Source organism: Acidovorax sp. GW835-FHT14G06, assembly GCF_058793595.1.
In genome coordinates this window covers 1-11151 of record NZ_JBXAGA010000034.1, presented here as the reverse complement: position 1 = coordinate 11151, position 11151 = coordinate 1, and the positions used below count along the sequence as shown (strand labels likewise).

Here is an 11151-nt window from a genome sequence, read left to right as displayed (position 1 = left end):
TCCCTCAGCCCCATCGAGTACCGGGTGAGCCTTGGACTTGCGGCATAAAACCAGTCCAACTTTTTATCCGCACCCCCGGTGGCTCAATTTTGAATCGGCGCCAACACTTTGAGCAAGGAACGCAACGAATGCGGACTTCCCCCTCTGCCCACACGCCATCCATTGCGCAGTTCGAAGCACTCGCTCTGACTTTGGCCGATCTCCAAGAATGCCAAGTGCATTGAATATCCAATCAGTGGACCTCGACACTGCCGTAGCCAGCCCACCTTGATCACGATGAGGCCGGGTATGGCTATTGCTTGTCAAGCGCAACGTAAGTTTCCGAGATGTGAAAGACTTGGCACTATGTGCCACAGTCCAATCGCTTGCATTCAGGAAACTTCGCGTGCGGCGATTCATTCAGAGGTCTGCCAATGCGCCAGGTTGCCAATGTTCTTTTTGTCTCCGTGGAGAACGCTCTGCGTAGTCAGCTTGCAGAGGCGTGTCTTCGGCATGTGGCCAAAGGGCGCCTGAACGCATTTTCCTGCGGCGTTCCTGGAAGAATGGCCCACGCGGTCAGTCCTATCGCGCTGGAGGTGCTGCATAGAGCCGGGATGCCGATCGCACAGCTGAAACCCAAGAGTTGGGACCTATTCAAGGCGGCAGGCGCCCCCCGCATGGACTACGTCATTTCTCTGGACGAGCAGACAGCAAGCGAACATCCTGCCTGGCCGTCCCAGCCGGAGTTGGCACTGTGGAGCTACCCACCGCTACTTTGGACGCTGACAGCCGTGCCTGATCGAGAGCGGCAAGCTGAACAGGTTCTGCTTTCGCTGCAGCGCAGAATTGAGTTCCTGGTCAGCCTGCAAGCGAAGGTTGCACATCGGAGCGAACTCCGAGGTGATTTGCGCGATCTTGCACACATCTGAGCCTGGGGCACTCGCTGGGACTGTGCGTGTGCGGCCCGACCTATCGAATGATCAGCCGGCCAAGATTTCCGAGCGACGCGGATGCTTGTCCTTTTCGGATATCGGCATCGCTAATTTCGTTGCCGAAGCTCTGTAAAGGCAAGTCAAAATTTTCACGTTGTTCATTCGATGTAGCGTTCAAAGCATCCAGTGTTAAGCGGGCGGAAGCTGGGCTGCTGCCGGTTCCGTTGACACCGACCTAAGCTTCTTGAGCTTTCTCGAACTGTACGGGACTGAGATAGCCGAGCGTCGAATGCCGGCGCGTCGGGTTGTAGAAGCACTCGATGTAGTCGAACACATCTGAACGGGCCTGCCCTCGTGTGCGGTACACCTTCCTGGCCGTGCGCTCGGTCTTGAGGGAGCTGAAGAAGCTCTCCATGGCCGAGTTGTCCCAGACCTCACCGGCCCGGCTCATGCTGCAAGTGATGCCTTGTTCATCCAGCAGCTTCTGGAAGTGCTCGCTGGTGTACTGGCTACCCTGGTCCGAGTGATGCAACAAGGCCACCGGCTTGCCTCGCCGCCACACGGCCATCATCAGCGCATCCACCACGAGCTGCGAGGTCATGCTCTCCTGCATCGACCAGCCCACGATGCGCCGCGAGTACAGGTCCAGCACCGCCGCCACGTACAGCCAGCCCTCGGCTGTCCAGATGTAGGTGAAGTCGGCTACCCACTTCTGGTTCGGGCCATCGGCCCGGAACTGGCGGTCCAGCACGTTATCGGCCACCGCGCTGCGCGTGCCCCGGTCCTTGGGCAGTCCACGTCGTCGGGGCCTGGCTCGTAGTGCCTGCTCTCGCATGAGTCGCTCGATGCGGTGCAGACCACAGGCTTGACCTTGCTCCAACACGTCGTGCCACACACGGCGCGCGCCGTAGGTGCGGTCGCTGCGCACGAAGCTCTGGTGGACCTGCGCGCCCAGCACTTCATCGCTGAGGCTGCGCTGGCTCCTGGGCCGTGTGAGCCACGCGTAGAAGCCACCCCGCGAGACACCGAGCGCCTCGCACATCAGATTGACCGGCCAGGCCCCTCGGTGTTTCGCCACGAAGCCGAACTTCACATCGACTCCTTCGCGAAGTAGGCCGCGGCTTTTTTCAGGATGTCGCGCTCCATCTTGAGCTTGGCAACCTCCTTGCGCAGTCGCGCTATCTCCGCGTCCTGGGCCTTCTGCTTGCCGTTGCCAGGGAACGCCTCCTGGGGCTCCTCTCGCAACTCACGAACCCACTTGCGCAGCACGTTCTCGTGAACGTCCAGGTCCTTGGCTGCCTGGGCCACAGCCACGCCACGCTCGGTGACCAGCCTGACCGCCTCGAGCTTGAACTCGCGGCTGAATGTCCTTCTTCTCTCCATGAACCACCTCCGGTTTCATCTTCCACCTTAACAAGGTGTCATCGAAACCGGCAGCAGCCCAAAAATCGACGGCTGGTGATCGCGACTTTTACAAGTCAAGACGTTCTAGCACTTAGTAGTCTTGCCGAGCATCTCATTTGGCTGAGCAGCGATCTCCGCTCGGCAAGTTGTGATATGAACAATGATCATTTTGAAGGGCTTGCGCGCTGAACACTGCGCACTAGTTATCTCGCGCCGTACCGACCTCACTTTATTGATTTCGGCAAGAAGCAGAGAGCCAGAACGAAAAATTTTTGCGTAGGATTTTTACTATCCAAGCAAATCCGAAAGAGGCTTAGTCCAGTTCAGATCAGTCGCAAAAGGTAAATATCGTTCCCCTTAAAGCCGCCCGCCTGAGCTGAACCAGGCCGTTAACCCAACGCCTGACTTCTTCGGTAAATTACTCGATAAAGGTTATCGCCACTAAAGCGATGAACCCCCTCCTCCAGGCATCATCGCCGCGGTCGCAACTGAGAACCTGCCGCTCCAGCCAGGCAGCTGAAGGCCCCATCACACCTAGCAAAGTTCAGGCCTGCGTTGGTGGTTACCGCTATACAGAAGGTGTCTATTGCACTACGGCTAGCGGCCAGTAGCGCCATGCCCGTTCGAGAGTGATAGCAGCCGTGGATCATCAGCGTCGAGCGACTGCACACAACTATTGAGAAGAACGGTCGTTGAAACACCTGCCTGAACGTTCTTAGTGATTGCATCGCGCACCGCCTGTCGGGCCAACTCTTGCAGTTGGAAGGTAGTCAGACCGAAGGCTAACTGATGTGCTTTATCCATATGGTGAAGCTTATGACGTTATTGTAATACAGTCAAGGTTATTTTAATATCGAGAATATTAGGCTAACAATACTGGAAAATGACAACTGCACAACAATAACAGCAAATTTAATTATACAAAAATCAACACAACTGCTCGCAAACATTAAAACAACGAATCAAATAATCCATCCAATTATTCAAAACAATGCAAACAGAGCACTTGCAAAATTCAATTAGTCTTTCGATGCAAGATCAAGTTTACGCGGGCTTTTTTGCTCCCTAGGCGTCAGTAATTTTGAAAAAGCAGACCCCACCAACAGAAGCAATCCGAATAGACTCATTCCCACCGCAACAGGATTATTAAAGAAATCTGTCATGGTCATGTCCTAAGTTGCGAGAAGGAAAATGTCACAGTAGTTTTGACAAAGCCGATCTCAAAATTAGAGGTGAAGGGCTACGATTCATACTCGATCCACTTTAATGGAACCGATATAACAACTTGCGTTTTCCTAACTGCTCTATCGTAGTGAAGGAAGTTGATTTTACCAATTCAACACCAGTTGACAGGGTGTACACAAGACATGGTAAATACATACGAGGCTCTTCAGCCTCCCACACAGCCACTAAATCTTCAAGCTCCCAATAGATTGAATCATTCATGTATCCAGGCGATAGCATCCTCACACGAACCACAACATGACCCTGCAAAGAACATTGCCTCACAAAGTCGAGCAACAAGTCCTCATTAGACAAAATTATATTTTCCACGCCTCGACCAATGTTGTTCGCACGGTACTCGACGAGGAAATATGGCCGTGCAAAAGTTAGTCTACTGATGGGGGCTCGTCGGCGGGAGAACTTAGCTAGGCCAGTCGACACACTGCGAAAGAAGGAAATCATCGGTCAACCCTCGTTTGAACACTATAGATTGTAGCCCTATTGTGTTCACCACCTCCTAATTGGGGAGATGGAAGCGCACCCGAACGCATTGAACAATATCGCCCTGGCTCTCCGGGTAGTCCGCCGCGCGCGGGGCTATACCCAAGAGGATTTTTCCTCGGTTTCCAGTCGAACCTACATCAGCAGTCTAGAGCGGGGCACCAAAAGTCCCACCCTGGGAAAAGTGGAGCAGATCGCGACCGCTTTGAATGTTCACCCCCTGACCCTGCTTGCAATTTCATTTGCCGCGTCTCCCTCGATAGATGACGTCTCTGTTCTCTTGGCTGAAGTGCAGAAAGAAGTCGCCGAGCTTGACCTGCATGGGGGAGTTCATAGCTGATGCGTAACTTGATCGCAATCTGACAAACGTTCGACCAAAAACCACTTCATTTGAAGCAGGATTCGGCATTGTTTACAACTTCCATTTGCGGATTAGGCTCTGAAGATCTCCTGGATCCGGCACCGTGGCAGATTGGCTAGGCCCCGCAGGTTCGTTGGCGGCAAAGGAGCCACTGTTTCAAGCTTGCGCGGCTTGGGAGTCCGTCAATGCCCCTATTCCAGCCTTTGGCCAACGATAGCGCGCGAGTGCACCACCAACGAATAAATCAACTTTGCTCGGGGCCTTTGCATGTGTATTCCGGGCGCACCTGAACACTGAGTCCATTTTGATCTGACCACTCCGCCGGCACCGATGACAGGGCAACCAGCCGCGTGTCCAGGCGCTCTTCTACGGCAGAACTCGGCCAATAGCAGCCATTGAGATCGGCAAAGAGAATTCGACTAGGTTGAATTCGGAGGGTTTCAGAAAACACTAGTTTTCGGTGAAATTGAAACTCATTTTTTATGAAGCATCACATCTCGACCTGTTTGATTGCCGCCACCGTAATATGCCTCAACGGGTCTAGCCAGGCCGCCGAGATTTCGGGTGGCAGCGGGCTCACACCCGAGTCCGCTGTGAGGCTGCTAGCGGCGGAATCCGAAGAAGATCTTACGGAGTGCGTGACAGCCTGGGTCAGACAACGCTACCCACAAGACATCATCACTGTGCGCAGTTTCCAGTACATCGCGGATGATCGCGCGCTGTACGTTATCAAGACGCTGACGGTTGAGGGAGTTCATCGCACCATTTATTTCGAAACGCCTGGCCTGCCTGCCCAGTTTGTGCGGAAAAAGTCATGAGGCCGGAGTTGCGAAAGCAGTCTGTTTTGTGGTGCCAAGTTTCATCCGCTGTGAGACAGAACTCGGCCAGGAGCCGTCGCTGATGGAATCAATCAACAGACATTCAACGTTGAATCTGAGCCGCGAGCGGCGGTTTGCCGACGCGAGTCGGCTCAAGCGACTGGTTAGGTTTCTGGTGGCGCATAGATTGCAATTTCGCTTAGCCACCAGGTCAGGCAGTCTCCCAACTCAGCGGCGGTAGCTATGACATGAGAAGCCTGGATAGTCGTTTGCTCAGATTCTTTGTCCAGCGCCTCTAGCTCAAGTGAGCCATCTTCCCAAAGAATTGCCCTGCCGAGGAGGCCATTTCCATCGATTTCAACGTACCTGGCCTTCTTCTCATTCCCAAGCGTAGGAGTGATCGAAACGACAAATCGCTCGGCGGCGAAAATCTTGGACTTTCCGTCCTTCTAGGTCTGCAGATGGTCGAGCAGGCTCATAAAGAAACCTAACGTGATGTAGACCGCACCATTATCAGTAATGACTGCTTTGAGTTTTGTACCTAAAAGACAGCTTCGGGCCCGCTAGCGCCCCTCACCGTGCAGCAGAATCCGGCCAGAAGCAGTCGATGGAAGTAGTTGAAAGCAGGCACTCAACGTTTGGCTCAAGCGGATTACTGAAAGTAGAGGTTAGGCTGAATGCTTGCGCTCCTGACGCCACATGAAAATGGTGTAGCAGCTCGAAATAATGGTAATGAGTGGAGCCCAACTGTTAAACGGCAGGCGAAGAGCGGGTATCGCGATGAGAATTGCTATATAGCCTGCTGCGAGCATGAAATTGGCTAGAGCGAACGTTCGCACGAGTGCCTTTGAATTCCGCAGCGGCTTGCCCGAGAGTGACTTCACGAGGCGCTCGTCTCGTCGGACTCCAAGTCGATAGCTTCTCCACAAGAGCCATAGCGCTACAACCGCGAGTAGAAGATAGAGAAACACGGGCAGCATCCGAACTACGCCCGGTGGCGCAAGTAAGAGGAGATACGTCCCGGCCAGAACGAATGGGAGAGAAACTAGAGTCCACCGGAACGTTTTGCGAGCACGCTCTTGATCTGCGGGCGGTTGTTGCTTGAATTCCTTCGAGGACAGGACCAGTCTTGTCACGAGAAATGCAAATGCATAGACGCCCAGCGCGATGAGTACAAATGATGAGAGGGTTGGCATGACAGTTCCGATGCGGCCTAAGGAATGAAAGCGACCGCCCCGTCCCAAGTGAACCGCGCACTTGCGGGATAAGAGATCCACAGGCCACGATTGAAACTCAGATCTCTTATCAACTCACTTGTTTGCTGGAAGGGGAGGGCCATGAATTCCATTGTCACCATCGCAATCGGTCCGGCAAAGAATTTCTTTGCCGTGCATGGTGTTGTCTCCAAAGGATCACCGGCACTTTTGTGTGGCAGTGTGCCCGTGCCAAGCTAAGCGAACTCATCGCCGCGCCGTCGACATTGTCGTTGACATGGAAGCGTGCACTGGTGAACGGCAGCTTCGCGGTAGGGTTGCCAAGGCCCGCTCAGGGCCCGAAGAAGACCCTCGCCGGTCGATGGACCCAACGCGCGGACGGCTTCCGATCAACTCCCGTGAGATCTACCCCGCCGGACTGGCCGTTTGGTCGAAAGCCGACACTCACCCGCGCGCCGGATGTCGAACGGCCCGACTTCACAGCCGATCAGCGGCGAGACCGCGATGATCCCGGTTGCCTCCTCGAGCGGTGCGGCCTTGTGCCTCTTATCGGGCGCGAGGCTTTGCGTGCTGATAGGTTGCCTTTTCCATCTCAAGGAAGCCCGCTACCGAGGTCGGATCGACGAACGGGAAGATCTGGGTCGCCCAATACCCGCCGATGCCGTTCGCGCGATCGATCCAGTAGTACAGGTTAGCGAGGCCGGCCCATGCGAGCGCACCAGCCGGCCGACCCGTGGGTGCTTCTTCCTCGTTGATCATGAACGTGAGTGCCCAGGTCTTGGGCATGCCGGGGAAGAACTCGGCGTCATTGGACAGCCGTGGCCTCGATACGGGCAGGATGGACGCCGCCGTCTTGGTCGCATCGACGCCGGGCAGCATCTTCACGTGCATGCCCTTGGGCAAATGATTGCGAGATGCCATTTCGACGGTCTCCGGTCGAAGGATCTGTTCGCCGCCGTCGCTGCGCCCGTCGTTGAGCCACATGCGGATGAACTTCACATAGTCCGACGCGGTCCCGTAGAGGCCGTGCCCTCCCATGTGGACCTCCGGATCCTGCGGCAAGGTCACCCCGTTGAGCGGAACGAGCGAGCCATCGCGATCCTCGCGCGCGTGAATCGTTGCTTGCCGGGATTGCATGGAGGGGGTCATCGTGAAGGCGGTGTCGGCCATCCCGAGGGGACCGAGAACTCTCGACTGCATGACCTCGCCGAGCCGCTTGCCCGTAATTCCCTCGAGCACCATACCGGCCCAATCGATGTTGCTCCCATATGACCACTGCTCGCCCGGATCAAACAGAAGTGGCGTCTTGATCGACTTCCACGACGCGTCGACCACCCAGGGCTGGCCCTGCTCGTTGGCGAGGCGGGTGTACGTCTCGTTGAAGAAGTCGTAGCTGAAGCCGGCTGTGTGGGTGAGCAGGTGACGTGTCGTGATGTCGCGCTTCGGTGGGCGCAGCCTGGGTTGCCCGTCCTTGCCGAAGCCCTCGATGACCATGATGTCGGCAAGTTGGGGCGCGTACTCCTTCGCAGGCGCGTCGAGGTCGAGAAGCCCCTCTTCCACCAGTTGCAAGCAAGCCGTTCCTGCGATGGCCTTAGTGGTCGAAAATATCGCGCACACGGTGTCGGGTTCAAACGACTCGCCGGTTCCGGTGTTGCGGACACCGCGCGCGCCTTCGTAGATCGTGCCGCGGCGGTCGGTCACCGCCGCCGATACCCCGGGCACGCGGGGTGTGCCTGTCGTCACGCCATCGAGTATGGCGTCGATTGCCTTCTTGAGTTCGGTCATTGTTTGTCTCCGTGTTGTTGAACCACAGCCGCAGGCCAAGTGCCGGAGCGCGGAACGTCGTCGTGAGGTCGGAACGATGACCTCGCCCAACGCGTCTCCGGCGGCGACCTGTGGCAGCTGGAAGATAGCAACTCTCCGGGTGGCCAGTAACCGCCGACAGGCGCGCCTGGAGGGACCGAATTCCGCCATTTGGCGGTTGAGACTAGCGACTACTGGAGGGCGGTGGCAGGTCCAGTGCCGACGAATGCCGAACGCGCCAGGCGAGGAAGGCGAGGCCAATACGGGTTCGGCCGATGCCGTCGAGTGGGTCGAACGACAGCACGTCGCGAATGGTCTCCAGTCTCGCCTGCATCGTGCTGTGGTGGACACCGGCAATGCGAGATGCGTCACGGATAGATGCGGAGCGAAGCAGCGCATCCAGAGTTCGCACGGCCCATGAATGCTGCATGACGCTTTCGAGTTCCTCGACGTCGAGCAGCGGTCGATCGACCGAGCACTGGGCGAGCAGATCGATCAGACCACCATAGTCGTCTGCAACGACGACCGGCACATCGGGCGCCGCGCACAGACGCAAGCTCACGAGTGCTGTGGCCAGCGATCGGTGAAGGTCGTCGAGCGCTGCAGCCACCCCGATCCCGCAGGGGCTGGCGTCGAGGTGTTTCACCTCGGCGCGTAGCACGCACACGTGCAGCGGACCGTAGTGGGTGTGGACGACGTCTTCCAGCAGATCCCGGTGTTGCTTCCAGGTCGCGAAGAGCGGCAAGGTTGCAACTCGGTACTTCAGGTGCGGCGCCAATCCGAATTTGGCAGCCGTCGCGCGGCGCTGCTCCACGTCCACGTTGGCGTCGAGCAGATCGCCGAGCCGGCGCAATGGATCGTCCGCCTGGTGCCCGCTGCGGATGGCCAGCGCAAGCGCGAGGCGCTCGAGGATCATCGCATCGTTCACATGGGCTGGCCCCTGACGCTCCAGCCACACGGTCATGCCGTTTGCTGCCAAGGATCCTTCTCGCGGCGCTGAGGCACTGCCCTTCAGGCTCTGCCCGTCCGGCGAGACGCGGAGCGTACGCTCCGATTGATGCCCGGCGAACCCCGCTACACAGCCCGAGAGCGAGGCTGCTGCCCCGAGAAGCCCCTGGATGTTGACGCCACCTCGAACCAATTCGTCGAAGCACGCGATGACCCTCAACGCCAGGCTGGCGTTGGGGTCAAGGGCCTTCAGTCGAGCCAGCAGTTCCTGCATACAGTCCTCAATCGCCCAACACGCGCGACATCCATGCACTGCGCGTGGCGATCATTCCACGTGACAGTGCGGTATGCGGCGCGAAGATGTCGAACGCATGGAACCCACCCGGCCACACGTGAAGCTCGGCCTGCCCGCCGGCATTCCACAAGGCGTCCGCATAGGCCACGGTTTCGTCGCGAAATATCTCGGCGCTACCGACGTCGAGAAACGCGGGCGGCAGGTCGCAAAGCTCAGTTGCACGAGCTGGCGCGGCATACGGCGACACATCCGGACCACCGCGCGCTTCGCCAAGCAGCGCGCCCCAGCCGGTCTCGTTGCTCACGCGATCCCAGACGCCGATGCCATCGAACTGAAGCGTGGACTTCGTGATGCCGCGGTCGTCCAGCATGGGGTAGTCGAGCAGCTGCCCGCACAGGCGGGGACCGCCCCTATCGCGCGCCGCGAGGGCTGCACCGGCCGCCAAACCTCCCCCTGCGCTGGCGCCCGCAATCAGCAGGCGATCGAGGCGCACGCCGAGCGACTCCGCATGCAATGCCATCCATTCCAGCGCCGCGTACACATCTTCCCGCGGATAAGGATCGCGATACTCTGGCGCCAGGCGGTACTCGATCGACACGAGCACGACGCCCAGCTGTTCGACGAAATCGATCATCCGGTCCAACCCACTGAACCGATCGCCGAACATCAGACCCCCGGAATGCACGAAAAGCACACCGGGGCGCTGCCCGGAGGCACGCTCGTGACGGAAGACGGACGCCTTGAGAGGGTGACCCTCGTAACCCTCGAAGACGCGTTCCTCGCAGCGGATGTTTCGCCCGCCGATCAGCGTTTCGAGAGGCGGCCCTGCGTAGGACACCCGCATGAAGTCGATCAGGTCGCTGGTCACAGTCGGCGGGAACATTCCGCCCACGATCGCCAAGCCTGCGCGCAGTTCAGGATCAAAGGTCGGTCGGTCGAGCCGCGCTTGTCGGCCCACCCCCTCGACCACCCCCTGGGTGAGCTCCTTCATCTCGAGTTCCTTCACGAACGTCTGCTTGTGGCTAAGTCACGCTGAAGATTGAGCGCGCCTCTTTGACTGAAAACCTAAATTACCTGTTTAGGAGAGAGGATTCTCCGGCACTTCCCGAAGGACCGGTTGTGGCCGATTCCTGAAGTCTAGCCTTGGAGCTGGCGATCGGCTACCTATCAATATGGGAACGCCAGCTTGGCTCAGTTTTGCGATGGCTGCAGCCGCTCTGCAGCTGTAGGAACAGGCCGCCCCATTGCAAGGTAACGACCAGGAAAGCGCGACCTTATCAGCCAGGATTCAGAGCAGCTCGCCCTCTGATCTTGCGCATCGATTCGCCCTTCAGCTGGACCCGATGAGCTTGATGCACCACGCGATCAAGAACCGCATCCGCGACGGTTGGATCTGGGAAGAAACCGTGCCAAGTGTCCGCGGGGTACTGACTGGTCAGAAGCAGAGATCCCGTGCGCATGCGCCGGTCGGCAACATCGAGCAAGACTTGCGCTGCGGTTGGGTTCCCCGATTCCAAAGTCATCAAGGATTAGCAGGTTGGGTTTGTAGCCGGTAGGGTTAGTACGTGGGTCAGGTTTAGATGGAAATCCTGGGGGGGGGTGCGGATAAAAAGTTGGACTGGTTTTATGCCGCAAGTCCAAGGCTCACCCGGTACTCGATGGGGCTGAGGGA

At 57.7% G+C, this 11151-nt stretch carries 10 protein-coding genes; 3 read left to right on the top strand and 7 right to left on the bottom strand.

The annotated features are described in order from the left end of the window. Positions 1 to 413 precede the first annotated feature (413 nt). Positions 414 to 908 carry an arsenate reductase/protein-tyrosine-phosphatase family protein gene (locus tag AC1Q64_RS25325; RefSeq protein WP_492253130.1) on the top strand — a complete coding sequence of 165 codons (495 nt, stop codon included), beginning with the start codon at positions 414 to 416 and terminating at the stop codon, positions 906 to 908. A gap of 238 nt (positions 909 to 1146) precedes the next feature. Here the strand turns inward: AC1Q64_RS25325 and AC1Q64_RS25320 are convergent. Continuing rightward, a protein-coding gene (locus AC1Q64_RS25320) for an IS3 family transposase (RefSeq protein WP_291447256.1) occupies positions 1147 to 2294 on the bottom strand; the annotation gives its coding sequence in 2 pieces (ribosomal slippage) (positions 1147 to 2033 and positions 2033 to 2294; 1149 coding nt in all). Between the two features lie 1040 nt (positions 2295 to 3334). Continuing rightward, complete coding sequence (locus tag AC1Q64_RS25315) at positions 3335 to 3478, bottom strand: hypothetical protein (protein ID WP_492253129.1); 144 nt, start codon at positions 3476 to 3478, stop codon at positions 3335 to 3337. Between the two features lie 611 nt (positions 3479 to 4089). Between AC1Q64_RS25315 and AC1Q64_RS25310 the strand changes: the two genes are divergently transcribed. Together AC1Q64_RS25310 and AC1Q64_RS25305 are read left to right on the top strand one after the other, a co-directional pair. Continuing rightward, positions 4090 to 4380: a helix-turn-helix domain-containing protein gene (locus AC1Q64_RS25310; RefSeq protein ID WP_492253128.1), complete on the top strand. Its 291-nt coding sequence runs from the start codon at positions 4090 to 4092 to the stop codon at positions 4378 to 4380. 503 nt (positions 4381 to 4883) lie between these two features. Then, on the top strand, positions 4884 to 5219 hold the full coding sequence (locus AC1Q64_RS25305) for a hypothetical protein (protein WP_492253127.1): 336 nt from the start codon (positions 4884 to 4886) through the stop codon (positions 5217 to 5219). 164 nt (positions 5220 to 5383) lie between these two features. Here AC1Q64_RS25305 and AC1Q64_RS25300 read toward each other — a convergent pair whose 3' ends face one another. From AC1Q64_RS25300 to AC1Q64_RS25280, 5 genes are all read right to left on the bottom strand, one after another. Continuing rightward, entirely contained in the window at positions 5384 to 5650 is a 267-nt protein-coding gene (locus AC1Q64_RS25300) for an immunity protein TriTu family protein (protein WP_492253131.1), read from the bottom strand. A 1329-nt stretch (positions 5651 to 6979) separates the two neighbouring features. Beyond that, positions 6980 to 8218, bottom strand: a complete 1239-nt coding sequence (acmB, locus tag AC1Q64_RS25295) for a methyl acetate hydrolase AcmB (protein ID WP_060987691.1) — start codon at positions 8216 to 8218, stop codon at positions 6980 to 6982. 202 nt (positions 8219 to 8420) lie between these two features. Continuing rightward, positions 8421 to 9458, bottom strand: a complete 1038-nt coding sequence (locus AC1Q64_RS25290) for a helix-turn-helix domain-containing protein (RefSeq protein ID WP_060987692.1) — start codon at positions 9456 to 9458, stop codon at positions 8421 to 8423. A 7-nt stretch (positions 9459 to 9465) separates the two neighbouring features. Beyond that, complete coding sequence (locus AC1Q64_RS25285) at positions 9466 to 10485, bottom strand: alpha/beta hydrolase (protein ID WP_199227828.1); 1020 nt, start codon at positions 10483 to 10485, stop codon at positions 9466 to 9468. Between the two features lie 271 nt (positions 10486 to 10756). Further along, the gene (locus tag AC1Q64_RS25280; protein WP_278187180.1) at positions 10757 to 10939 is read right to left on the bottom strand and encodes an ATP-binding protein; all 183 of its coding nucleotides are present in this window, start codon (positions 10937 to 10939) and stop codon (positions 10757 to 10759) included. Between the last annotated feature and the right edge of the window lie 212 nt (positions 10940 to 11151).

Coding starts and splice junctions, on each gene's coding strand:
- AC1Q64_RS25325 (WP_492253130.1), top strand. CDS start 414: ATGCGCCAGGTTGCCAATGTTCTTTTTGTCTCCGTGGAGAACGCTCTG.
- AC1Q64_RS25315 (WP_492253129.1), bottom strand. CDS start 3,478: ATGACAGATTTCTTTAATAATCCTGTTGCGGTGGGAATGAGTCTATTC.
- AC1Q64_RS25305 (WP_492253127.1), top strand. CDS start 4,884: ATGAAGCATCACATCTCGACCTGTTTGATTGCCGCCACCGTAATATGC.
- acmB (WP_060987691.1), bottom strand. CDS start 8,218: ATGACCGAACTCAAGAAGGCAATCGACGCCATACTCGATGGCGTGACG.
- AC1Q64_RS25290 (WP_060987692.1), bottom strand. CDS start 9,458: ATGCAGGAACTGCTGGCTCGACTGAAGGCCCTTGACCCCAACGCCAGC.
- AC1Q64_RS25280 (WP_278187180.1), bottom strand. CDS start 10,939: ATGCGCACGGGATCTCTGCTTCTGACCAGTCAGTACCCCGCGGACACT.